Source organism: Janthinobacterium sp. CG3 (assembly GCF_000344615.1).
GTDB lineage: Bacteria > Pseudomonadota > Gammaproteobacteria > Burkholderiales > Burkholderiaceae_D > Janthinobacterium.
Genome location: NZ_KB467825.1, coordinates 374,895 through 396,616 on the forward strand (window position 1 = coordinate 374,895; position 21,722 = coordinate 396,616).

Genomic DNA, 21,722 nt, shown 5'->3' on the forward strand with positions numbered 1-21,722 from the left:
GCCCGCAGGCGGGGTGACGGGCTTACTCGGCTTGGCTGATACCCGCGCAAGGGGCATTCACCGGCAGCGCGTTCAACATGGCCACGGCCAGCTGCTGCGCTTCGGTTTCCTGCGTGGCCGACACGTCAAACACGGGCTCAGCGGCCAGGCTGACAACGGCGCCGCCGGAGGTGTCCTGGATGGTGATAACGATCAGCGCCACGGTTACACCAGGCTTTCCGCGTCGGCGCCGCTGGTGACGTCGTCGAACTCGTCTTCGCTGGCCGCGCCGCCGCCGGCGAACGCATCACCGTCCTTGAAGAACTGGACGCCGCCCAGGCTCGCGTTGATGCGCTTGCCGTAGTTGTTGTCCTGCGCCCACAGTTCGATGCTGGCGTTGACGTAGCAGCCGGCGTACGGCTTGCCGTCAGCTTCGAGCAGCGGTGTTTTGTCGCGGTCGATTACCAGCGGGCGGGTGGCCGAACGCGACGAAACGTAGAGCATTCCTTCGAAGCCGCCGTACTGCGCTTTCAGGTCGCCGTCGTGCAGCGCCACCTTGTCGCCGGCGCGCGCCGCTTTCAGGATCACGTCGGCCTTGGCGCCCCACTTGTCCTTGGCCACCTGCTCGATGGCGGCGTTGATAGCCTTCACCTGGGGGTCTTTTGGGTCGATCAGGAAGGATGCCGAAAACGCGGGTTTACCTTCACCGTTGACGGTTTGCGCTTCGAACAGAGCAGGGAACGCCAGGCGAACGTTGGAGAGTTTGATTTTCATGATTGGGGTTCCTGTTTAAAAAATTGGGGGTGCTTCAGCCGTGCGTCGCGCATGGCCTTTTCGATTGCGATGGTGCGGGCGTTTCCTATCGCGGGCGTCGCTGCCGCCCGCTGCAGCGCCTCCCTTGCGTCGTGTGGCAACACGCTGGTTCCGGGCGCGGTCATACCAAGTCGTCCACGGTTTCGGTTTTTGTGGGAAACGGCCACGCAATTTCAGGCTTCAAAACAGCGGGGGCCGCTTCCGACTCGGCCACCACGTCGAACTCGTCCGCCGTCGGCTTGATGACCAGTGCCGGGCGCTTGTCGCTCACCGGCGCCACGGACGGCTTGCCGCTGGACTGTCCGATCAGCGCCTGGGTCTTCGCCCAACGTTTCGGCGAAGCGTCCTTGAGCAGTTTCTCGGCCGACGTCGGGCTGATCAGGCTGAAGTCGTACATTTCTTCCTGCTTGCAGCGGAACGACTTGAACAAGGCTTCCGCCGCCGCGTCGTCCGTCCAGGCGCGGGCGCCGGCGCGGCCTTGCACCAGCTTGTATCGCGGGTCGGTGAAGGCGCCGGCCAACAGGCGGCGTTCGATCTCGGCGCGCACGGCCTTGCACCACGACTCGATCAGGTCGACCGAGTCGGCCAGCGTCGCCAGGTCCTCGTCGTCGCTCGATGCGACGCGCGGCTCGGCGCCGGCCAGCTGCGGGGCCAGGCTCGGCTTCTTCACAACGAACACCCCGCCCGGCCCAGTGACGGCTGCCGGCTTAACGCCGTAGGCCAACGCGACGATCTTTTCGATGTCCACTTCGGACACCGCGATCTCGCCTTTCTTCAAGTCCAGCGCGGCAATCTCACCGGTGTCCGGGTCCAGCGCATCGAAGCCTTCGGCCACGGTGGCCAGCACCTTGGTGCGCAGCGCGGGACAGGTTGCCTTCGCCTTACAGAACCGGCATTGTTCTTCGCCCGGCGTGAGGAAAGTCGTGCCGCCGCAGTTGTCGACGATGGCCAACGCGCGCCGTGCAGCGGCCAGTGCTTCCTGCTCGAAGGCCAACAGATCCTCGACCGGGCAATCCCACTCCGACAGATGGCCGAGGCGGGGCTGGTGGATCACCAGGCGCACGCGCTTGAACTCGCCCAGCATGTCGAAGGCGCGCAGTGCGCCAAGGGCGTACAACATCATCTGCTTGTTGTTGTCGGCATCAACCTTGACGCCCCGGCCGTACTTCAGGTCATGCACCTGAATTTCGTCGCCTAGTAGAATCACCGCATCGCTGGTGCCGAACTGCGGCTCCACGAACGTTTCCCCAGGGGTGTCGATCTCGTCGCTGAAAAACGGCAATCGCTGCTCGACTAGCAGATCGCCGCCTTGGGCGTACTGGCGGATCGCGTCGATGTAGGTCTTTACGTGCGCGCGCATGTCGTCGTCGACGTGCGCGGACTTGTCGACGCCGTGGTCCAGGTATTCGAACACATAGCCGAATGCGAAATGGTCGGGGTTATTGCCTGTTTCCAGCAGCATGGCGGCAAATGCGTGGGCGAGGGTGCCCTCGGCGGCAAACGCGCTGGACGTATCTGGCAGGTTGGCTTCCTGCGCTACCGAGCCGGCGCAGACCATCCAGCGGTGCGCGCTGGATGGTGATAGTTTTGCATGCTCCGCCATGATCAGGCCTCCACCAGATGGCCGGCATCGACGCGATACCAGATGTCGGCTTTGATATCGTTCTCGCCCACCACGCCGACGGCGATGCGCATTTGCTCGCCGTCCAGCCAGGCAAGGGCAAACGCGCCTTTCTCACCGGCCCGGGCGCGGCCGTTGCAGCCCGCCACCATAGCGATGGTCTTTTCACCCTTCGCTTCCGCCGTGCTGGAATCGCCGGACGATGCCGCCGTGCTGTAATTGCCGGACGATGCCGCCGTGCTGGAATCGCCGGACGATGCCGCCGTGCTGGAATTGCCGGACGATGCCGCCTTGCTGGAATAGCCGGACGATGCCGCCTTGCTGGAATCGCCGGACGATGCCGCCTTGCTGGAATCGCCGGACGATGCCGCCGTGCTGGAATCGCCGGACGATGCCGCCGTGCTGGAATAGCCGGACGATGAATTAGGGGAACCCTCCACCTCTTTCAGGGTGCCGGCCACGTCGGCATCAACGTAGGCAGCGATCTGTTCAGGCGCCTTGATGAAAGAATCGAACACGTGGCTGGTGAGCCAGCGGGCGTCGTCGTAGCGCTTATCGTCACGCAGCGCGGTGCCGACCACCCGCACGTCGGCGCCCTGGGGGAATTTCTCGATGAACCAGGCGTAGACGGCGCTGCAATCGTCCCATTCCTTAAGAATCTCTTTGGTGATTTGCATGATCAGGCCCCCAGCTCAGATTGCGCTGCGGTAACGAACTCGGCGAACTGCTCCGGCTTGAGTTCTGGACCCTTGGCGGCGCCGAACTTGGCCAGCATGCCGGTGGCGGATTCGCGGGATTTTCTGGACAATGCGATGATGTATTTCTTCACGTCTTCGTAGGTGATCGCCGGCTGTTCTTCGGCTTCGCCCTTGCTGGTGGCACCTTCCGCCGGGGCTGCGGCGGGCTTCGCGTCGCTCTGTTTTTTTGCGTCAACGACGACCTTGTCGACGGCGGCTTCGAGTTCGACATCGTCAGCCTTGGCGGTGCGCTCGGGGGTGGTTGCCTGCACGCCGACGTTACCGATCGGTGCGGCGGCCGGACGGCCCAGCATCGCAGCGGCCAGTTCGCGGATCGCCGCAGCGTGTTCGAGGATTGCGTTTTCAAGTGACATTTTGTATTTCTCCAGGTGGGCTAAGGGAGCTGCTATCAGGCTGTTCAGACCTAATATGGCTATCACTTTAGTCCATATATGGATAATACGTCAAGCCATTTACGGCTTATTTTTCAGGTAGGCGAAAAAATACCCGCTCGGGGCGGGTTTGTGCGGGCGTTAAAAAGCCCGCTCAGTGGCGGGCTGTGTTGGGTAGTGCGCGGCTACATGCCGAATTTCTTGAGGAGTCCGGGCAGCAGCTGTGCCAGGAAGATCGCGCCGACCACCCACATGATTATCGACGCCTTCGCATCCGATATGTCAGCCTTGGTTGCGCCCTTTAGCTCGGCGATGTCCGACTTCGTCGCGCCATTGGCCTTGATCACTGCAACATCGATCTTGATGGCGGTGAGGTCTGCTTCCAGCTTGGCTACGCGTGCTTCCATACCCCCATCATACGGCGGTTCTCCCCTGTCCGCAACCGGGGTGCTAGTTCCTCTGTCCACGTCGAGGGCGCTGGTTACAATCCTGAGTGTGCTCATGCTTCCCCTTTGGCGGATTTCGGATTGCGCCTAATGTTAACGAACGTCGCTTCGACAACCGGCTTGAACCCCCCGTGATATAAGGACTGGAGTAGCTGCACGGTGTTGGCCGCTTGATCTGTAAAGGCGAAGTTGGAAGCCACCAGAGTGCATTCCACAAAGGACGGCAGGGCGCCGCCGGAATATTCAAGGGTGCAATGCGCGAACACGCAGTTCACGTAGCTCACCCCGTCGATCTGGATGATCTGATTCTCGTATTTTTCATTCTCGATTTTCACTCGGGCACCCACTTCCCTATGACGACACCGGCGATGACCGAGCCGGGCGGCATTGTCATGATGCGCGGCACGTAGCCTGGGTTCAGCGCTTGCAACATCATCGTCCCTTCATGGTCGACGACCAACTGCTTGAAGGTGGCTTTCTCTTCGTGGTCGAGGCGTGCGACGACCATGCGCTTGTTCAGAGGCTCGGCGCTGGGGTCTACCGCGATGTACTCGCCTGGTGCATAGCTCTTGTCCCCGCCGGGGTTATACATGCTGTGACCAACAACACGCAGGATAAAAGCGCCGGGGCCGTGGTTGAACGGACACGGTATCCACTCCTCCGCGTCACCCGGGGCAAAGTTGTTGACGATGTCGCCCCAGGCGCCGGCCTGCACCCAGGATATGAGAGGCAATTTCCCTCTGGTCGGGACAGACACCGTGTTCGCCTGTTCTGCGCCGCTCTTGCGCAGAGCCGTGAAATCTTCGGCATCCGCCGCGCGGCGTGTTCGGGATTCCTCTTCCCCGTACAGGTAGCCCACGGAGACGTGGAAGGCCTCGGCGATCGCGCGCAGGTTGTCGGCCGTCGCGTTGACCTCGCCTCGCCGGATTCGCCCAATCGTGGTCTGCCCTATGCCGGTCCTCTTGGCCAGTTTTTCCTGCGTCCCTAGCGCGGGACTTGCCCGCATCAGGGCGTCGAGCTGCCGCCCGACTATTTCTTTTGTGCTTGGCTTCATCATTATCCAATTATGGATTATTTGAAAAGTCTTTTGCGGTCTATCTAAAGACCATTTGCGGATTGTCATACAGACCTTATATGGCTATACTCTGAAAATGACCATAAAGGAACTTCCCATGAACTCAAGCACCGAGCCTCTTTTTTCGTACGTAAAGCGCCATTTGGCCGCCACGCGGGGCCGCTGGCCCGCCGTTTCAGCAGCGTCCGGCGTGCCTATCTCGACGCTGCGCAAAATCGCTAGCGGCTACATCCCCGACCCTGGCATCGCAAAGATTCAAGCGTTGGCGGATCATTTTTCTAAGCTTGGCTCGCAGGATGTCGCACCGTGAGCGCCCCGCCGCTGAAAGGCCATAAGGCGTGCTGTGCCGGCAAACACCGGCACCCCGACGAACTGACGGCGCGGGCCGCCGCGCAGCGGGTACTGTCGCGCGGGAACCTGGGCGCGCTGTACGTCTACATCTGCCCGGTGTGCGGTGGCTGGCACCTGACGCGCTCGTCCCAGGGCATAGCCGTCACTCGCTACGACCCACTGGCCGTACGCGAGATCCAAGTACGGGTGGCTTCGTGAAGGCCGCCGGCGTCTTCACCCTGCAGCTCGACCTGGGCAACGAGCTTATCATCGACAACTTCGCCGGTGGCGGCGGCACGTCGACGGGCCTGGAGCGCGCTTTCGGCCGTCCAGTCGACATCGCCATCAACCACGACCCCGAAGCGCTGGCGATGCACGCCATCAACCACCCGCACACGAAGCACCTGTGCGAAAGCGTGTGGGACGTCGACCCGATCAAGGTCACGAACAACCAGCCGGTGGGCCTGGTCTGGCTGTCGCCGGACTGCAAGCATTTCAGCAAGGCCAAGGGCGGCAAGCCGGTCGAGAAGAAGATTCGCGGCCTGGCCTGGGTCACGCTGCGCTGGGCGGCGAAGTGCAAGCCGCGCGTGATCATGCTCGAAAACGTGGAGGAGTTCAAAACGTGGGGACCGCTGCTGATCGCGGCCGACGGCACGGCCAAGCCGGACCCGGTCAAGAAGGGCAAGACCTTCGACAGCTTCATTCGCCAGTTGCGCGCGCACGGCTATACCGTCGACTACAAGGAAATGCGCGCCAGCGACCACGCCACGCCGACGATCCGCAAGCGCTTCTTTCTCGTGGCGCGCCGCGACGGTTTGCCGATCTGCTGGCCGGCAGCAACCCACGGCGCGCCGACGTCCGTGGGCGTCCTGGCCGGCAAACTGCTGCCGCACCGGACGGCCGCCGAGTGCATTGATTTTTCGATTCCGTGCCCGTCAATCTTCGAGCGCAAGCGCCCACTGGCAGACGCCACGATGCGCCGCATCGCCAAGGGCATCATGCGCTACGTGGTCGATTCCGCCGCGCCATTCATCGTCGGCGCCGGCGGCCCGGCCCGCGCTGGCGAGCCGCGCGCGACGACATCGCCGATGAACACGCTGGTGACGCGGAATGATGGCTATGTTTGCGTGCCTAGTATCGTCCCAGTCACGCATCAGGGCGGCGACCGCAGCGAGTCGATCAACGAGCCATTCCGGACCATCACCGGCGCCCACCGCGGCGAGAAGGCGCTGGCCATCGCCACCCTGGTTGATGCGGCCCACGGCGAAGTGTCGCCGACCGGCGTCAAGCGATGGGGCAAAGGACACAGGGATATCGAAGCGCCACTGCCAACCGTGACCGCGTCTGGCGGCAACTCGGCGCTGGTCACCGCGTTCCTAAACGAGCACGCCAACGCGAGCAACCAGCGCGTGATGCCGGCGGACGAGCCGCTGCGCACGATCAGCGCGCAGGGTCAGCACCATGGAGAGGTGCGCGCGTTCCTGCTCAGCTACTACGGAAGCGATCAAGATCCTCGCATCGGCGGGCCGCTGGCCACCGTGACCAGCCGCGATCGCTTCGGCCTGGTCACCATCCATGGCCAGGACTACCAGATCGTGGACATCGGCCTGCGCATGCTGGCGCCGGCCGAGCTGTACCGCGCCCAGGGCTTCCCGGGCGACTACATCATCAACGAAATCCCGGACCCGGCGCTGCTGTTCGTCGATGGCCAGCAGACCACGATGGACCCACTGTCACTGCCGCGCGTGCCGCTGACCAAGTCGGCCCAGGTGCGCATGTGCGGAAATTCCGTTTGCCCTCCGCTGTCGGAAGCGCTGATTCGCGCCAACTTCACGCACGAGCGTGAGGTTGCGAGGGCGGCGGGGGTTACCAGCCCCTGCTACGCCGACCTGATCTAAAAGAAAAACACAAGGAAAATATGATGGCTGAACATTCCCCCGCTCTGCGCCCGTTCGACGGCGCCGGCATCCCCCAGGTGTTGAAGGATCAAAAGCGCTGGGCGCCGTGGCGCGCGGTATGGAACAAGAAGAAGCACAAGTTCGACAAAATCCCGATGCGCGCCGACCGGCCCGAATACGGCCTGTCCACCGCCAAGCCGGACCAGTGGTTCAGCTACGACACCGCGCTGACAGCTTTCCGCAAGCACCCGCAGATGCTGGCCGGCGTCGGCTACGTGATGACCGGCGCGCATGGCGTCGTTGGCGTCGACCTGGATCACTGCGTCACCGATGGCGGCGAGATCGCGCCTTGGGCCGCCGAAGTGATCGCCAAGCTCGACAGCTACACCGAGATCAGCCCGTCCGGCACCGGGCTGCGCGTGCTGTCGTCGGGCGATCATCCCACGGACTGGGTGAACCACGACGTCGGTATCGAAATCTACGGCGGCAACGAGGCACGCTTCTTGACGGTTACAGGCGAACACCTGCCCGGCTCGCCCGTTGACGTGCGCGCGCCGCGCGACGGCGTGCTTAGGGCGCTGGAGACGCGCTACGCCAAGGAGCGGCGTAAGGCCGACGTGATCGATTTGAACATGCCCGAGCTGGTCGACGACCTGCTGCTGCCCGGCGTGGCCGACCTGGACGTGCCGCACCAAGTGCGCGACTTCCTGGCCGAGGGACTGCACAGCGGCGACCGCTCGCGCGCCGTGTTCGCCGCGGCGGTGGCGCTGTACAACGCCGGCCTGGCCGACGACGAGGCGTTCACCATCCTGGCCACCAACGAACATGTGATGGAAATCGCGCTCGACCACCGGCGCCAGGATCACGACCGCGCCCTGCTCTACGTCTGGCGTGAGCACTGCTGCAAGGGCAAGGCCCGGGCCGCCGAGCTGCGCACCCTGTCCACCGACGACTTCGACGTGCTGGCGGTTGAGGCGCCGGGCGCCGGCAACCTGGCCCCGGTGAAAGAGGCGCGGTTCAAGGTGCAGCGTGCCGACGAGTTCTTGCAGCGCCGGCCGGCATCCTGGATCATCAAGGGCGTACTGCCGCGCGCTGGGCTGGCGCTGCTGGTCGGCGCGTCCGGCTCCGGCAAGACGTTCCTGACGCTGGACCTGGTCGGTTCGATCGCCCAAGGTGGCGAGTGGCGCGGCCGCAAGGTGGCCAAGGGCCGCGTGGCCTATATCTGCGCCGAGGGCGCCGGGGGCTTCCGCAACCGCGTCGAGGCATACACCGAGCACTATGGAATTGACCGCGCCACGTTTGACGTGGGGGTGATCCCGGACGCGCCGAACTTCCTGATAGCCGAGGATATCAAGGACGTCGTCGCGGCCCTGCGCGCCTTCGGCAAGCTGGACGTGGTAGTGGTCGACACCTACGCCCAGGTGATGCCGGGCGGTGACGAGAATGGCGGTGTCGACGGCGGCAAGGTGATCAAACATTGCCAGCTCATCCACAAGCTGACCGGCGCCATCGTGTTGCTAGTGCACCACGTCGGCAAGGACTCGGCGCGCGGCGCCCGTGGCTGGTCGGGCCTGCGCGCGGCGGCCGATGTTGAGATCACCGTCGAGCGAGCACAAGACCACCGCGCGGCCACCGTCACCAAGATGAAGGACGGCGAGGAAGGGGCCGAGTTCGGTTTCAAGCTGAACACCGTGACGATCGGCGAGGACGAGGACGGCGAAGACATCACCAGTTGCGTGCTAGAACACACCACAGCTGTGCCAAAGGCCGACCGCAAGAAGGAGCCGACGGGCACGGTTGAAAAGCTGGTGCTGCGGGTCGTGATGGATATGGCCGACCTGGACGGCGGGGACACTCCCGCCAAAGTGCTGATCGAAGCCTGCGTCAACCAGATGATCCTAGATCCGGGCAAGCGCGACCGCCGCCGCGAAATGGCGGCCCGCGCGCTGGAGAAACTACGCGAGAGCGGCCGCCTGGTGTTCACCAACGGTACGGTGCGGCTGGTATGACCCGCCGCACCCGGGGGCCGTCAGTAGCGGTTGACGTTCTGCTCTTCGTACTGTTCCCCGTAGCGCACCACCATGCCTCCCTTCAGCGTCACCAGGTAGGTGCGGGGCCACTCCGAGATGGCATGCTTCATGCGCTTGTAGACAAGGTATTCCTCGCCTTTGTCGCCGTCGGCAGCCACCGAAACGGGGGAACCAAGAGCCTGAATAACCTGTGCCTTGTCCATGCCGAGCGACAGCTTCTCGAAGTCTGTTGCGGTGCCGTAGACCATCGCCTGGCAGCCCGAAAGCCCCATGACGAGTGCTGCGGTTGTGAAGAAAGAGATGCGCATATTGGCGGCCAGTTAGATAAACACCAATTACAGCGCACATTGCAATTATTTGCAACTTGCAAAAACAAACATGTCGCATCCCACTTTTACCACTTTCGTCCCACTTGTGGCTTTTGTGGACCGACCAACCCTTTACCACTTTTACCACTTCCCCCTTTAGGGGGAGTGGGTGGAGTGGTATGAGTGGCAAACCCAGAGCGGCGCAACAGGTAATAAATAGCAAATAGAGGGCTACATGCAAAAAATAGCAAAAGGAAGACGACTGGGTGAAAATCACCAGTTCGCGGTTCTCACGGACCACGAGGTTGAGCAACTGCGCCAGATGCGCGACGAGGGTGCAACGTGGCAAAAGCTGGCGGACACGTTCGAGGTGGCCAAGCGCACTGTGCGCGACATCTGCGCGGGCCGCCGGCGATGAAGTGCGTTCTGGCGCTGGGATTGGTGGTGGAAGGGCGCAGCAAATGGCTTTAGCGGGCGGTGGCGCCCTTTAAAATGAAATTCCGACGGTGGGTAGCTTAGCGAGGGTTAGAACGCCGCCAAGGCCCGCTAATCGTTTTTCGCCGCTGGTGCGGACCACCGGCGGTGAAGTGCGCGTGACCGGGTGACGTGGCGGCAATATGCGGTGCATGAGCCGACCAACAAAATACAGACCTGAGCATTGCGACATCGCACTGGCGATGGGCGCCGAGGGAAAAAGCAAAGCGCAGATTGCAGCTGCAATCGGCGTTGCGCGCAACACCTTGGACGTTTGGTGCACCGAGCGCCCTGAGTTTCGGGACGCGATTGCGTGCGCAAGAGACTTGGCGCTGGCCTGGTGGGAAGACCAAGGGCAGGCCGGCATGTGGCAATCCCCGGAAGGCGTCAAGCTGAACCCGCAGCTGTGGTCCCGGTCCATGTCGGCCCGGTTCCCCGACGACTACAGCGAGCGCAACAAGCTGGAGCTGTCCGGCTCGCTCGAGCTGCGCAAGTTATCCGATGAAGAGATCGACGAAGAACTGGCCCAACTGGGGGCCGTAGCGACTACTGGCACCCTCCAATCGGAAATTCCACCCGACGGTAGCGACCTGGTGTGAAAACGCCACCACGGCCCGCTATTAGCTTTTGACCATGCCCACCCGCGCCGACAAGGAACGGCTGCTGTTGCTGCTGCGCGAGCGCAAGCGGCGCGCCCCGATCTGGGAACCGCTACCAGGCCCGCAAACCACGGCCTACACCAGCCTGGCCGACATCATCGGCTACGGCGGCGCCGCCGGCGGCGGCAAGACCGATCTGGCCTGCGGCAAGACGCTGACCCAGCACCGCAAGGTGATGATCCTGCGCCGCGAGGGTACCCAACTGACCGGCATCACCGACCGTTTCGTGGAGCTGATCGGATCGGATGACGGGTTCAACTCAACCAAGGGCATCTGGCGCACCACACGCAAGCACGACGGCCTGCCGCTGCAAATCGAGTTCGGCAGCACGCCCCACCTGGGCGACGAGACGAAATACCAGGGCCGGCCGCACGATCTGCTCGTGTTCGACGAGGCCAGCAATTTCCTTGAATCGCAGGTGCGGTTCCTGCTCGGCTGGCTCCGGTCCGTGGACCCACGCCAGCACTGCCAGGCGCTGCTCGCGTTCAACCCGCCGACCAGCGCGGAAGGCCGTTGGATCATCGAATTTTTCGCGCCTTGGCTCGACCCGAAGTATCCGCGCCCGGCCGAGCCAGGCGAGCTGCGCTACTTCGCCGGCATCGGCGGCAAGGACGTGGAAGTGGCCGACCAGCGCCCATTCGTGCTTGCCGCTGGCGCGCCCCAATACGAGTTCACGGCGTCCGACTACCCGCCCGACGAGATCATCATCCCGAAGTCGCGCACGTTCATCCCCTCGCGCATCACGGACAACCCCCACCTCTACGGGACAGGCTACATGACCACCTTGCAATCCCTGCCCGAGCCGCTGCGCTCGCAAATGCTGCGCGGCGATTTCATGGCCGGCACCGAAGACAGCGCGTTCCAGGTCATCCCCACAGCATGGGTCGAGGCGGCGCAAGCGCGCTGGGTCCGGCCGGCCAAGCTGGCGCCGATGGACAGCCTGGGTGTGGACGTGGCGCGGGGCGGGCGCGACAACACGATCATCGCGCGGCGCCACGGCATGTGGTTCGACACGGCGCTGACCTACACCGGGGCGCAGACCCCGGACGGCCCGACCGTGGCCGGCCTGACCATGGCCGCGATGCGCGACAACGCACCGATCCACATCGACGTCATCGGCGTGGGCGCGTCGCCCTACGATTTCCTCAACTCGAACAACCAGCAGGTGATGGGCGTCAACGTCAGCGAGAAGTCGCTGGCCACCGACAGGTCGGGCCGGCTGCGCTTCTTCAACCAGCGCTCGGAGCTGTGGTGGATGATGCGCGAGGCGCTGGACCCGGCAAACAACACCGGCATCGCGCTGCCACCAGACCGCCAGTTGCTGGCCGATCTGTGCGCGCCAACGTGGAAGCTGTCCGGCGCCACCGTCCAGGTGGAGGGCCGTGAAGCGATCATTGACCGCATCGGCCGCAGCCCGGACTGGGCCAGCGCCTACTGCCTGGCGCTGATCGACACGCCGAAACGCGCCATGCTGCGCAGCGCCCAGCGCGAACGGAACCGCGATTACGACCCCTACGCGCTAGACTAGGGTGCGCGTGATGTAGCGGCCCCCTCCTACGATTCGGCCCATGCACATCATCGAAACCACCATTGCCGACAAGATCGAGCAAGCCGCCACGCTGCTGGGCGAGCATTGGCACGAGTCCGCCCGCAATAAGCACCTGATGGTGCTCAAGCCGGACCTGGCGCAGTACCAGGCCCTGGAAGCCGCGGGCGTGTTGGTCGGCTTGGTGGCCTACGACGGTGACGCCATGGTCGGCTACTCGGTCAACATCATCACCCCCCACCTTCACTACGCTGACTTGATGTGCGCGCACAACGATGTGCTGTTCGTCGCCTCCAAATACCGCGACACGCCGCTCGGGCTGAAGCTGATCCGCGAGACCGAGCGCGCATGCAAAGCGCGCGGCGCCCGCCTCATGTTGTGGCACGCCAAGGAGGACACCAACCTGTCCAAAATTCTGCCGCGCATCGGTTGCCGGGTTCAGGAAATTATCTACACGAAGGAGCTTTAAGCATGGGATTGGCAATGATCGGGTCGGCGCTGATCGCCGGCGGCGCCGCCGCGTACAGCGCGAACAAGCAATCATCCAGCGCCAGCAAAGCGCTGCAAGCGCAAAAGGACGCGTCCGAAACCGCGCTGGCGAACAAACCGCAAGCGTCGCAGGCACCCCAGGTGGCAAGCGTGCAAGGCGCGCAAGCCGGCGCCGGCCAGGCCGGCGGTGCGCCCGGGGCGGCACAAACCTTTCTCACCGGCGCCAGCGGCGTCGACCCGTCGCTGCTGCAACTCGGCAAAAACACACTTTTAGGCGGGTAAATGGCCGAGTTATCGCAACGGCAATTGATGTTCAACCGGTTGGGCCAGCTCAAAACCGAGCGGGCCAGTTGGATGGCGCATTGGCAAGAGCTGTCGAACTACCTATCGCCGCGCCAGGGCCGGTATTTCGTCACCGACCGCAACCAGGGCGGGCGGCGCCACAACAACATCTACGACAACACCGGCACGCGCGCGCTCGGCTCGTTGGCCGCCGGGCTGATGGGTGGATTGACCTCGCCGGCCCGGCCGTGGTTCCGCCTGGCCACCGCCGACGAAGAGTTGAACAAACACCCTGCCGTCAAGGAATGGCTGAACGACTGCACCAACACCATGCTGACCGTGTTCCAGCGCTCGAACACCTACCGCGCGCTGCACCAGGTCTACAAGGAGCTGGGGGTGTTCGGCACGGCAGCCAATATCGTCATGCCGTCGTTCGACAACATCATCCACAGCCACCCGCTGACGACCGGCGAATTCTGCATTGCCACGGATTTCCAGGGCAAGGTTTGCACGATGTACCGCGAGTTCCAGCTCACGGTGAGCCAGATGGTGAAGGAGTTCGGCCGCAACAAGTGCAGTCCGTCGGTGCAGAACCTCTACGACCGGGGTGCGCTGGACCAGTGGATCACGATCGCGCATTGCATCGAGCCACGCGCCGACCGCGACGCCAGTATGCTCGACGCGCTAAACATGGCGTGGAAGGATGTGTACTTCGAGATCGGCGGGAACGACGACAAGCTGCTACGCGAGAGCGGGTTCAAGCGCTTCCCGGCCATGTGCCCCCGATGGGACGTTGAGGGCGGCGACATCTACGGCAACAGCCCGGGCATGGAGGCGCTGGGCGACATCAAGCAGTTGCAGCACGAGCAGTTGCGCAAGGCCCAAGGCATCGACTACATGACCAAGCCGCCCCTGCAGGTGCCGACAAGCATGAAGAACCGCGACGTGGAGACCATGCCGGGCGGTATCACCTTCGTCGACGCCGGCGGGGGCCAAGGCATCAAGTCGGCCTTCGAAGTGAACCTGAACCTGTCCTACCTGCTTGACGATATCCAGGACGTGCGCCAGCGCGTGCGCGGCAGCTTCTACGCCGATCTGTTCCTGATGATTTCCAGCGGCACCGACGGGCGCATGACGGCCACCGAAGTAGCCGAGCGCCATGAGGAAAAGATGCTGATGCTCGGGCCGGTGCTGGAGCGCTTGCAGGATGAACTGCTTGACCCGCTGATCGAAATTACGTTCGAGCGCATGCTGGAATCGCGCATTGTGCCGCCACCACCGCCCCAGTTGCAGGGCCAGGAACTGAGCGTGCAACTGGTGAGCATGCTGGCGCAGGCGCAGCGCGCGATCGCCACCAACGGCGTCGACCGCTTCGTCGGCAACCTGGGTTCCATCGCCCAGTTCAAGCCCGAGGTGCTCGACAAATTCAACGCCGACAAATGGGCCGACCAGTACAGCGACATGCTGGGCGTCTCGCCCGACCTGATCGTACCCGACGACCAGGTGCAGGCAATCCGTCAGCGGCGCGCGCAGGCGCAGGCGCAGGCCGCGCAGCAGCAGCAAAACAACGTCGCGGCCGACACGGCGCAAAAACTCGGCGCCACCCCGACATCCGGCGGAAATGCCGCGTCGGACGTTATGTCCATGTTCTCGCAATAAGGAAAATGTAATGAGCAAATACGCACTCGCCGTCATCCCCGCACTTGTCGACCCCGTCACCGGCGCGCTGGTGGGACTCTTGGGCCGCGACGGCCGCGAATACGCGTTGCCGTTTGCGGTGATGAACAGCGCCGGATTGCAGGGGACCATGCAAATCACCGCGGGCGCCACGAATATCGCGGGCGCATTGACAGTTACCCTTGGCGGCGCGCCGGCCACGCTGACCAATCCTATCGTACAGACGACCCACTCGGTCAACGACTACACGCAGGTAAGTACCCAAAACAAGTCGGCTACGGCCAACGCCAGCGCCGACCACATCTGCTACCCCGACAACGTCACCGCCAGCGACCTCACCGGGTTCGTGGACATCGGTATCACGTCCAGCGCGTTTGCCCAGGCGGCGTATGCGATCACCGGCCCCAACGAGGCGTACCTGTTCGGGTCGGCGCCCAGCGGCGCAGGCAAAACGGGTGATATGGTTATTGCCACGGACAGCACCGGGTCGAGCAATGCTATCTGGTTCGGCACCGGCGGGTTCGGCGCCATCGCAAACCGCCGCGCCGGATTCGTGGGCGCCAACTTGCGGCCGTATACGAACGGCTCGTGCGGCCTGGGCGACGCCAACGTCGGCTTCACGAAGCTGTATGTGGACTACACGAATACCGCCACCGTGGGGGCGGTGACCATCAATAAGGCCGCAGGGCGTGTAAATATCGCGGCGGGGGCCACGACTGTCACGGTAACAAATTCGTATTGCACTGCGGCGGCCCATGTATTTGCGGTTATTTCGAGTAGTGATCCTTCGTGCTACCTGAAAAACGTAATCCCGGCTGCGGGTAGTTTCACCATAAACGTGTACAACGCGACCACCGTAAACACCTCGGTCGATTTTTTCATCATTAACGCGGATTAATGCCATGGCCATGACCAACATGAAAACCGACGGCAATAACTGCGAGCCGTATAGCCCGAACCAGTACGGCTACGGCCTGTCAATAAGCCTGACCGAGGCGCAAGTGGACGCGCTGGGGCTGCGCGCCAATCCCCCAGCAGCCGGCGCCAAAGTGATGCTGCACGCGCAGGCTGTCGTTACCCGCGTGGCGCAAGAGGCGGAAGTGGAAGGCAAGGGCGGCGTTGACGTGTGCCTGTCGTTCCAGATCACCGATCTGGAGGTGGCCAGCGCTGATGACGGCCCGAGCGCGGCCACGCTGCTATACGGCGGTTGAGTTCGAGGGTGCGCGTGACTTTCACCCTCGCCCCTAAAGTCGTGGCTTATGAGCAATACCGACCCCACAGATACCCAGGCGCACGACCGTACCCGCGACGAATCGCAAGCGCGTAACCGGCTGGCGCTGGCCGTCGAGGTGGAGGACATGAAGTGGCTGATGGCTAGCAAGCGCGGCCGGCGCGTCGTGCACCGGCTGCTGTCGCAGTCGGGTGTGTTCCGCCTGTCGTTTCACACCAACGCGTTGCAAATGGCCTTCAACGAAGGGAACCGCAACATGGGAAACGCGCTGTTTGCGCTGGTCACTGAGCATTGCACCGACCGCTACGCCGAACTCTTACAGGAAGCAAAAACATGACAACCGAATTGCTGACCGCCGGGAACACACCAACTACCGACGCTGCGGCTACCGTTGCCGCTACGCCGCCGGCAGTTGCAGCACCTGAGCAGCACGCCCCTGCCGACGCGCCAACCGACGCGCCCGCAGACAAGCCGGCCGAAGACGCAGCCCCGAAGGCCGCCGACAAGCCCACCGCGCCAGAGAAATACGAATTCAAGGCCGTTGATGGCGCCGAGTTTGATCCGGCCGTGCTGGGTGAATTCGAAGGCGTCGCCAAGGAACTCGGCCTGTCGCAGGATGCAGCGCAGAACGTCCTCGACAAGATGGGGCCGCAGATCGCCAAGGCGCAACTGGCCCGCATCGAACAGGCGAAAACGCAATGGGCCGACAGCGCGAAGACGGACAAGGAATTCGGCGGCGAGAAATTTGCCGAGAACCTGTCAGTCGCCAAGAAAGCGTTGGACGCCTTCGGCACGCCGGCGCTGACGCAACTGCTCAACGATTCCGGTCTCGGCAACCACCCCGAGGTGATCCGCATGCTCTACAAGGCCGGGCAAAAAATCAGCGGCTCCAGTTTCGTCACCGGCGGGGGTTCCCCTTCCATGGGCAACACGGCCGCAACACTCTACCCAAATCAAGCTAAAGGATAACCATCATGGCTTTACTCGCAACTGGCGCGTTGACGCTGGCAGACTGGGCTAAGCGCCTCGACCCGAACGGCCAAGTGCCGAAGGTGGCCGAACTGCTTTCGCAGACCAATGAAATTTTGGAGGACGCCGTCTTCCTCGAAGGAAACCTGCCAACCGGCCACCGTTTGACCATCCGCACCGGCCTGCCCGTCGTCTACTACCGCATGATCAACCAGGGCGTGCCGACCTCCAAGTCGGTCACTGCCCAGGTGGACGAGTCGTGCGGCATCCTGGAAGCCCGCAGCCATATTGACGTCGAGCTGGCCAAGCTGAACGGCAACACCGCCGACTTCCGCCTGTCCGAGGACCAGGCGTTCATCGAGGCGATGAACCAGACCATGGCCGGCGCGCTGTTCTATGGCAACCCAGCAACCGACCCCCGCCAGTTCCTGGGCTTGCAGACCCGTTACAGCTCGCTGGGCGCGGTAAACGGCGCTAACATCCTGGACGCCGGCGGTACCGGCACCAACAACTGTTCCATCTACCTGGTGGTGTGGGGCGAGAACACTGTGTTCTGCCCATTCCCGAAGGGCAGCAAAGCCGGTCTGATGCATCAAGACCTGGGCGAAGAATCGGTCCCGGACGCGAACGGCAACTTCTTCCAAGCCATGCGCGCGCTGTACCAGTGGAAAAATGGCGTGGCCGTCAAGGACTGGCGCTACGTGGTGCGCATCGCAAACATCAACGTGACCGACCTGACCGGCCAGTCCGGCACCCAGGCCGCCACCGCCGCGACGCAGATCATCAATCTGATGAGCCGCGCGCTGGACCGTGTGCCAAGCCTGTCGATGGGCCGTGCGGTGTTCTACGCGAACCGCACGGTGTACAGCATGTTGCGCGTCGCTGCCATGGGCAAGTCTGCAAACGCACTGTCCATCGAGCAGGCCAACACCCAGTTCGGGACGCCGTATTCGATGACCCGCTTCCTGGGTGTGCCGCTGCGCAAGGTCGACCAGCTGCTGAACACCGAAAGCCGGGTGGTGTAACGCCCGCGCCCCGGCCAGCACGGCGGGGCGACTTCGTCTTCCTCACATTCTACAAGGACGCAACACCATGATTCTCGATAACTTCTTGCTGCTCTCGGGCAGCGTATCCGCCGCCGGCGCGCTGACTGGCCAAGCCGTGACGGCGACCGCCGTGTCGACCAACACGCTCGACACCAACCCGCTGACGCTGGGCGCAAACCAACCCAACGACCTGGGCCGCGGCGAGCCATTGGAAATCGCCATCGGCGTCACCGTGGCCGCCACCGCCGCCGGCGCCGCCACCGTCACGTTCGAATACATCCAGGCGGACGACGCCGCGTTGACTACGAACGTGGAGGTGATCTGTACCACCGGCCCTATTGGCAAGGCCACGCTGGTGCTGGGTGCGCTGGTTGCGCTGCACGTTGACCGCGCCTCCCCGCTGGCGCCGCGACGGTATGTCGGCCTCCGATATACCGTCGCAACCGGCCCGCTGACGGCTGGCTCGTTCACCGCCGCCATCGTCAAGAACATCGCGGACATCGCCAACATCTACGGCAAATCGGGCTTCGCGGTCCTGTAAGCCCCTGACGGGGGCTTCGACCCCCGCCTCAACAAGAAAGAATCGCCATGCCAAAATACCTCGTAAAAGAAAAATCCCTGATCGGCAACGAACTGTTCGAAGCCGGCGCGCTCGTCGACTACGACGGCCTGCCAGCCGAAAATCTGGAGCCGACGTGCGACGCCGGCCGCGCCAAGTATCAAGAATACCTGGAGTCGAACGCGGCCCGCGTGCGCGCCATGGCGTCCGCCAACAGCGGCGAGGACGTCGACAAGATGCTGGCCTGCTTCCAAGCCATGCCAGCCATGATTTCCGACGCCATCGCGGCGGCCATGGCGCAGCCGGTGAAGCCCTCGTCGAAGCACTCCAAGTCAGCCGACGCCGACCCGCTGGTGTAACAGCCCCGCATCGCCAAGTAGCAATACCCAGGGGCTTCGGCCCCTTTTCTGTTAGGAGAACGCCTTGAGTTCTGACGTAGACCTGTGCAATGCCGCGCTGGCCAGCCTGGGCGACGACGCCACGGTGGCCAGCCTGTCCCCACCCGAGGGTAGCGCCCAAGCCGACCATTGCGCGCGCTTCTACCCCATGGCACGCGATACGCTGCTGGAATTGCACTCATGGGGATTTACCACCAGGCGCGCCCCGCTGGCGTTGCTGGCCGAAGCACCGCCCAGCTCGTGGCGCTACGCATACGCGGCGCCGGCCGACACCATCAACTTGCTGGCGGTGCTGGCTCCCGACGCGCTGGACGACATCAGCGCCGGCGCCGCGAATTACGCCAACTGGGGCGATGTCTACGAGAGCAACGCGATCGCCTACACACCACAAACCTTTACCTGCGAATCGAACAGCGCCGGCGCGCAGATCATCCTGACGAACCAGGCAGGCGCGGTACTGCGCTACACCGCGCGCGTGACGGACAGCAGCCAGTTTTCGCCGCTGTTCGAAGAGGCGCTTGTCATGCTGCTGGCCGCTCGCCTGGCGGGGCCGGTGATTAAGGGCAGCGAAGGGCGCGCCGTGGCCAAAGCGATGATGCAAGAGTTCCGTATGTGGTTCGCCCAGGCCGCCGCATCCGACGCCAACCAGCAGCGCCACGTCGCGCAGCAAAGCACATCCTGGATGGCTGGACGATGAGCCAGCGCACCCTCGCCAAGTCGTTCGCCGCGGGCGAACTCACGCCGGAACTGTTCGGCCGCATCGACCTGAGCAAGTTGCAGGCCGGGCTGGCCATTTGCCGCAACTTCAAGGTGCTGCCGCACGGGCCGGTGGAAAGCCGCGCCGGCTTCGAGTTTGTGCGCGAAGTGAAGAACAGCGCGGTCGCCACGCGCTTGATCCCGTTTACCTACAGCGTGACGCAGACCATGGCGATCGAGGTCGGCGCCGGCTACTTCCGCTTCCACTCCAACGGCGCGACGCTGCTGTCCGCCGGCGTGCCGTACGAGGTGGCGAACCCGTACGCGGCCGCCGACCTGCTCGATATCCACTACGTGCAATCGGCCGACGTGCTGACGCTCGTTCATCCGAACTATTCTGTGCAAGAGCTGCGCCGGCTGGGCGCGTTGAGCTGGACGCTGACGGCACCGACGTTCCAGGCGCCGGTCAACGTTCCTACAGGCGTCACCGCCGTGCCAACGCTTGCAGGGGCCACGCCATACCAGTACGTCGTCACTGCGGTGAACACGGCCAACCTGGAAGAGACGGTAGCGTCCGGCGCGTCGGCGGTCATCACCAACGATCTGACCATCTCGGGCCACTACAACACGATTAGCTGGGCAGCGCCGGCCGGCACTATCGCCCGGTACAACGTATACAAGCTGGCCAACGGCCTGTACGGATTTATTGGCCAGGCGGCCAGTCTGTCCTTCGTCGATAACAACATCACCCCCGACGTGGCGCGCACGCCGCCGATCAACGATACCGGCTTCAACGATGCCGCCGGTAATTACCCGGGGGCGGTGAGCTACTTCGAGCAGCGCCGGTGCTTCGCTGGCACCAACAACCTGCCGCAAAACTTCTGGGCCACCAAGTCGGGTACCGAGTCGAACATGTCGTACTCGATCCCAACGCGCGACGACAACCGCGTGGCGTTTCGCATCGCCGCGCGCGAGGCCAGCGCCATCCGCCACATCGTGCCGGCGGCAAGTTTGATCTTGCTGACGCCGTCGTGTGAATGGCGGGTGAACCCCGCCGGCGACGTTCTGACGCCATCCTCGGTGCAGGTCAGGCCGCAGTCGTACATCGGGTGCAACAACGTCACCCCCGCCCTGGTGGGCAACTCCGTGTTGTTCGCCCAGGCGCGCGGCGGCCGCATCCGGGAAATGTCCTACAGTTGGCAAGCCAACGGCTACCAGGCGAACGACATTTCTATCCTGGCGCCGCACCTGTTCGACTACAACAACATCATCGACATGGCGTTCTCGCGGGCGCCCACCCCGGTGCTGTGGTGCGTGTCGAGCAACGGCAACTTGCTGGGCATGACCTACGTGCCGGAGCAGCAGGTGGCGGCCTGGCACCGCCACGACACGATCAACGGCGCGTTCGAGGCGGTGTGCACGATCACCGAGACGCCGGCCGGCCAGGTGGCCAGCGAGGAAATGCTGTACGCCGTCGTGCGCCGCACCATTGGCGGTGTGACGAAACGGTACGTCGAGCGGATGCACACACGCTATTTCGCCACGCCTGCCGACGCGTTCTTCGTCGATTGCGGCGCCACCTACACCGGCGCGGCGGCCACGACGATCTCCGGCTTGACCTGGCTGGAGGGGCAGACGGTCAGCATCTTGGCCGATGGCGCCGTGCAGCCGCAGCGAGTTGTCACCGGCGGCGCCGTCACGCTACAGAACGCCGCCAGCAAGGTGCAGGTGGGCCTGCCGATCACCGCCGATCTGCAAACCCTGCCGCTGGCGTTGCAGATCGACGCCGCCGCCGGCGTTGGCAAGCCGAAGAACGTGAACAAGGTGTGGTTGCGGGTGCAGCGCTCCAGCGGCATTTTCGCCGGACCTACGTTCGATACCCTGATCGAGGTGAAGGAGCGCACCAACGAGCCGTGGGGAACGCCGCCGGCGCTCAAGTCGGGCGAGGTATCGGTGATGGTTTCGCCTTCGTGGGGGCCGGACGGCGCAATCTGCGTGCGCCAGTCCGATCCGCTGCCGCTGACCGTAGTGTCGATTGCGCTCGAGGTGGCGACGGGCGGCTAGGTG

At 63.7% G+C, this 21,722-nt stretch carries 28 protein-coding genes; 19 read left to right on the top strand and 9 right to left on the bottom strand.

Annotation, left to right across the window (positions count from 1 at the left end):
* Positions 1-22: 22 nt before the first annotated feature.
* From JANGC3_RS0126260 to JANGC3_RS0126300, 8 genes are all read right to left on the bottom strand, one after another.
* Positions 23-202 (bottom strand): hypothetical protein, encoded by a 180-nt coding sequence (locus JANGC3_RS0126260; protein WP_017879476.1) that lies wholly within the window; start codon positions 200-202, stop codon positions 23-25.
* A gap of 2 nt (positions 203-204) precedes the next feature.
* Complete coding sequence (locus tag JANGC3_RS0126265; protein ID WP_017879477.1) at positions 205-753, bottom strand: DUF2815 family protein; 549 nt, start codon at positions 751-753, stop codon at positions 205-207.
* Between the two features lie 160 nt (positions 754-913).
* Positions 914-2,395, bottom strand: coding sequence for a DUF2800 domain-containing protein (locus JANGC3_RS33990; protein ID WP_017879478.1), 1,482 nt, complete (start codon positions 2,393-2,395; stop codon positions 914-916).
* Positions 2,396-2,397: 2 nt separating this feature from the next.
* The gene (locus tag JANGC3_RS31015; RefSeq protein WP_051068423.1) at positions 2,398-3,090 is read right to left on the bottom strand and encodes a hypothetical protein; all 693 of its coding nucleotides are present in this window, start codon (positions 3,088-3,090) and stop codon (positions 2,398-2,400) included.
* Positions 3,091-3,092: 2 nt separating this feature from the next.
* Positions 3,093-3,524, bottom strand: coding sequence for a hypothetical protein (locus tag JANGC3_RS0126285; RefSeq protein ID WP_017879479.1), 432 nt, complete (start codon positions 3,522-3,524; stop codon positions 3,093-3,095).
* A gap of 203 nt (positions 3,525-3,727) precedes the next feature.
* The gene (locus JANGC3_RS30235; protein WP_157407032.1) at positions 3,728-3,949 is read right to left on the bottom strand and encodes a hypothetical protein; all 222 of its coding nucleotides are present in this window, start codon (positions 3,947-3,949) and stop codon (positions 3,728-3,730) included.
* 92 nt (positions 3,950-4,041) lie between these two features.
* The gene (locus JANGC3_RS0126295) at positions 4,042-4,323 is read right to left on the bottom strand and encodes a hypothetical protein (protein WP_017879481.1); all 282 of its coding nucleotides are present in this window, start codon (positions 4,321-4,323) and stop codon (positions 4,042-4,044) included.
* Complete coding sequence (locus JANGC3_RS0126300) at positions 4,320-5,045, bottom strand: LexA family protein (RefSeq protein ID WP_017879482.1); 726 nt, start codon at positions 5,043-5,045, stop codon at positions 4,320-4,322. Before JANGC3_RS0126300 ends, JANGC3_RS0126295 begins: the two co-directional genes overlap by 4 nt.
* A 115-nt stretch (positions 5,046-5,160) precedes the next feature.
* Here JANGC3_RS0126300 and JANGC3_RS0126305 point away from each other — a divergent pair, with 115 nt between their 5' ends.
* Genes JANGC3_RS0126305 through JANGC3_RS31020 form a run of 4 tightly spaced genes read left to right on the top strand, consistent with a single transcriptional unit; the run spans position 5,161 to position 9,300 of the window.
* Positions 5,161-5,373, top strand: coding sequence for a hypothetical protein (locus JANGC3_RS0126305; protein ID WP_157407034.1), 213 nt, complete (start codon positions 5,161-5,163; stop codon positions 5,371-5,373).
* The gene (locus tag JANGC3_RS30240; RefSeq protein ID WP_017879484.1) at positions 5,370-5,612 is read left to right on the top strand and encodes a hypothetical protein; all 243 of its coding nucleotides are present in this window, start codon (positions 5,370-5,372) and stop codon (positions 5,610-5,612) included. Before JANGC3_RS0126305 ends, JANGC3_RS30240 begins: the two co-directional genes overlap by 4 nt.
* The gene (locus JANGC3_RS0126315; protein WP_017879485.1) at positions 5,609-7,291 is read left to right on the top strand and encodes a DNA cytosine methyltransferase; all 1,683 of its coding nucleotides are present in this window, start codon (positions 5,609-5,611) and stop codon (positions 7,289-7,291) included. Before JANGC3_RS30240 ends, JANGC3_RS0126315 begins: the two co-directional genes overlap by 4 nt.
* A 20-nt stretch (positions 7,292-7,311) precedes the next feature.
* Positions 7,312-9,300, top strand: coding sequence for an AAA family ATPase (locus tag JANGC3_RS31020; RefSeq protein ID WP_017879486.1), 1,989 nt, complete (start codon positions 7,312-7,314; stop codon positions 9,298-9,300).
* Positions 9,301-9,320: 20 nt separating this feature from the next.
* Here the strand turns inward: JANGC3_RS31020 and bamE are convergent, their stop codons facing one another.
* Positions 9,321-9,629, bottom strand: coding sequence for an outer membrane protein assembly factor BamE domain-containing protein (gene bamE / locus JANGC3_RS0126325; protein ID WP_017879487.1), 309 nt, complete (start codon positions 9,627-9,629; stop codon positions 9,321-9,323).
* Between the two features lie 235 nt (positions 9,630-9,864).
* On the opposite strand from bamE, the gene JANGC3_RS0126330 reads away from it, so the two are divergent.
* The 15 genes from JANGC3_RS0126330 (at position 9,865) to JANGC3_RS0126400 (ending at position 21,719) form a co-directional block, all read left to right on the top strand.
* Positions 9,865-10,047 carry a hypothetical protein gene (locus JANGC3_RS0126330; protein ID WP_017879488.1) on the top strand — a complete coding sequence of 61 codons (183 nt, stop codon included), beginning with the start codon at positions 9,865-9,867 and terminating at the stop codon, positions 10,045-10,047.
* Positions 10,048-10,255: 208 nt separating this feature from the next.
* Complete coding sequence (locus JANGC3_RS30250) at positions 10,256-10,702, top strand: hypothetical protein (protein WP_157407036.1); 447 nt, start codon at positions 10,256-10,258, stop codon at positions 10,700-10,702.
* A 34-nt stretch (positions 10,703-10,736) separates the two neighbouring features.
* Positions 10,737-12,290, top strand: a complete 1,554-nt coding sequence (locus JANGC3_RS0126340; RefSeq protein ID WP_017879490.1) for a terminase family protein — start codon at positions 10,737-10,739, stop codon at positions 12,288-12,290.
* 40 nt (positions 12,291-12,330) lie between these two features.
* Positions 12,331-12,777 carry a GNAT family N-acetyltransferase gene (locus tag JANGC3_RS31025; protein WP_017879491.1) on the top strand — a complete coding sequence of 149 codons (447 nt, stop codon included), beginning with the start codon at positions 12,331-12,333 and terminating at the stop codon, positions 12,775-12,777.
* A 2-nt stretch (positions 12,778-12,779) separates the two neighbouring features.
* Complete coding sequence (locus JANGC3_RS30260; protein ID WP_157407038.1) at positions 12,780-13,079, top strand: hypothetical protein; 300 nt, start codon at positions 12,780-12,782, stop codon at positions 13,077-13,079.
* Positions 13,080-14,738 carry a portal protein gene (locus tag JANGC3_RS0126355; protein ID WP_017879493.1) on the top strand — a complete coding sequence of 553 codons (1,659 nt, stop codon included), beginning with the start codon at positions 13,080-13,082 and terminating at the stop codon, positions 14,736-14,738. It abuts the gene before it with no gap.
* 10 nt (positions 14,739-14,748) lie between these two features.
* On the top strand, positions 14,749-15,654 hold the full coding sequence (locus tag JANGC3_RS0126360; protein WP_017879494.1) for a hypothetical protein: 906 nt from the start codon (positions 14,749-14,751) through the stop codon (positions 15,652-15,654).
* 4 nt (positions 15,655-15,658) lie between these two features.
* Positions 15,659-15,967, top strand: coding sequence for a capsid staple protein (gene gp10, locus JANGC3_RS0126365; RefSeq protein ID WP_017879495.1), 309 nt, complete (start codon positions 15,659-15,661; stop codon positions 15,965-15,967).
* 48 nt (positions 15,968-16,015) lie between these two features.
* Complete coding sequence (locus JANGC3_RS0126370; RefSeq protein ID WP_026133553.1) at positions 16,016-16,324, top strand: Bbp19 family protein; 309 nt, start codon at positions 16,016-16,018, stop codon at positions 16,322-16,324.
* Positions 16,321-16,956, top strand: coding sequence for a hypothetical protein (locus JANGC3_RS33065; protein WP_157407040.1), 636 nt, complete (start codon positions 16,321-16,323; stop codon positions 16,954-16,956). Before JANGC3_RS0126370 ends, JANGC3_RS33065 begins: the two co-directional genes overlap by 4 nt.
* 5 nt (positions 16,957-16,961) lie before the next feature.
* On the top strand, positions 16,962-17,981 hold the full coding sequence (locus JANGC3_RS0126380) for a major capsid protein (protein WP_017879497.1): 1,020 nt from the start codon (positions 16,962-16,964) through the stop codon (positions 17,979-17,981).
* A 67-nt stretch (positions 17,982-18,048) separates the two neighbouring features.
* On the top strand, positions 18,049-18,543 hold the full coding sequence (locus tag JANGC3_RS30270; protein WP_017879498.1) for a Bbp16 family capsid cement protein: 495 nt from the start codon (positions 18,049-18,051) through the stop codon (positions 18,541-18,543).
* A gap of 47 nt (positions 18,544-18,590) precedes the next feature.
* Positions 18,591-18,920, top strand: coding sequence for a hypothetical protein (locus tag JANGC3_RS0126390; RefSeq protein WP_017879499.1), 330 nt, complete (start codon positions 18,591-18,593; stop codon positions 18,918-18,920).
* A 64-nt stretch (positions 18,921-18,984) separates the two neighbouring features.
* Positions 18,985-19,656 (top strand): hypothetical protein, encoded by a 672-nt coding sequence (locus JANGC3_RS0126395; RefSeq protein ID WP_017879500.1) that lies wholly within the window; start codon positions 18,985-18,987, stop codon positions 19,654-19,656.
* Positions 19,653-21,719: a hypothetical protein gene (locus JANGC3_RS0126400; RefSeq protein WP_017879501.1), complete on the top strand. Its 2,067-nt coding sequence runs from the start codon at positions 19,653-19,655 to the stop codon at positions 21,717-21,719. Before JANGC3_RS0126395 ends, JANGC3_RS0126400 begins: the two co-directional genes overlap by 4 nt.
* Positions 21,720-21,722 lie beyond the last annotated feature (3 nt).

Bases quoted from the DNA above. Each gene is read 5' to 3' on its own strand.
- JANGC3_RS0126265 (WP_017879477.1), bottom strand. From the start codon at position 753: ATGAAAATCAAACTCTCCAACGTTCGCCTGGCGTTCCCTGCTCTGTTC.
- JANGC3_RS33990 (WP_017879478.1), bottom strand. From the start codon at position 2,395: ATGGCGGAGCATGCAAAACTATCACCATCCAGCGCGCACCGCTGGATG.
- JANGC3_RS31015 (WP_051068423.1), bottom strand. From the start codon at position 3,090: ATGCAAATCACCAAAGAGATTCTTAAGGAATGGGACGATTGCAGCGCC.
- JANGC3_RS0126285 (WP_017879479.1), bottom strand. From the start codon at position 3,524: ATGTCACTTGAAAACGCAATCCTCGAACACGCTGCGGCGATCCGCGAA.
- JANGC3_RS30235 (WP_157407032.1), bottom strand. From the start codon at position 3,949: ATGGAAGCACGCGTAGCCAAGCTGGAAGCAGACCTCACCGCCATCAAG.
- JANGC3_RS0126300 (WP_017879482.1), bottom strand. From the start codon at position 5,045: ATGATGAAGCCAAGCACAAAAGAAATAGTCGGGCGGCAGCTCGACGCC.
- JANGC3_RS0126305 (WP_157407034.1), top strand. From the start codon at position 5,161: ATGAACTCAAGCACCGAGCCTCTTTTTTCGTACGTAAAGCGCCATTTG.
- JANGC3_RS31020 (WP_017879486.1), top strand. From the start codon at position 7,312: ATGATGGCTGAACATTCCCCCGCTCTGCGCCCGTTCGACGGCGCCGGC.
- bamE (WP_017879487.1), bottom strand. From the start codon at position 9,629: ATGCGCATCTCTTTCTTCACAACCGCAGCACTCGTCATGGGGCTTTCG.
- JANGC3_RS0126330 (WP_017879488.1), top strand. From the start codon at position 9,865: ATGCAAAAAATAGCAAAAGGAAGACGACTGGGTGAAAATCACCAGTTC.
- JANGC3_RS30250 (WP_157407036.1), top strand. From the start codon at position 10,256: ATGAGCCGACCAACAAAATACAGACCTGAGCATTGCGACATCGCACTG.
- JANGC3_RS0126340 (WP_017879490.1), top strand. From the start codon at position 10,737: ATGCCCACCCGCGCCGACAAGGAACGGCTGCTGTTGCTGCTGCGCGAG.
- JANGC3_RS31025 (WP_017879491.1), top strand. From the start codon at position 12,331: ATGCACATCATCGAAACCACCATTGCCGACAAGATCGAGCAAGCCGCC.
- JANGC3_RS30260 (WP_157407038.1), top strand. From the start codon at position 12,780: ATGGGATTGGCAATGATCGGGTCGGCGCTGATCGCCGGCGGCGCCGCC.
- JANGC3_RS0126355 (WP_017879493.1), top strand. From the start codon at position 13,080: ATGGCCGAGTTATCGCAACGGCAATTGATGTTCAACCGGTTGGGCCAG.
- JANGC3_RS0126360 (WP_017879494.1), top strand. From the start codon at position 14,749: ATGAGCAAATACGCACTCGCCGTCATCCCCGCACTTGTCGACCCCGTC.
- gp10 (WP_017879495.1), top strand. From the start codon at position 15,659: ATGGCCATGACCAACATGAAAACCGACGGCAATAACTGCGAGCCGTAT.
- JANGC3_RS0126370 (WP_026133553.1), top strand. From the start codon at position 16,016: ATGAGCAATACCGACCCCACAGATACCCAGGCGCACGACCGTACCCGC.
- JANGC3_RS33065 (WP_157407040.1), top strand. From the start codon at position 16,321: ATGACAACCGAATTGCTGACCGCCGGGAACACACCAACTACCGACGCT.
- JANGC3_RS0126380 (WP_017879497.1), top strand. From the start codon at position 16,962: ATGGCTTTACTCGCAACTGGCGCGTTGACGCTGGCAGACTGGGCTAAG.
- JANGC3_RS30270 (WP_017879498.1), top strand. From the start codon at position 18,049: ATGATTCTCGATAACTTCTTGCTGCTCTCGGGCAGCGTATCCGCCGCC.
- JANGC3_RS0126390 (WP_017879499.1), top strand. From the start codon at position 18,591: ATGCCAAAATACCTCGTAAAAGAAAAATCCCTGATCGGCAACGAACTG.
- JANGC3_RS0126400 (WP_017879501.1), top strand. From the start codon at position 19,653: ATGAGCCAGCGCACCCTCGCCAAGTCGTTCGCCGCGGGCGAACTCACG.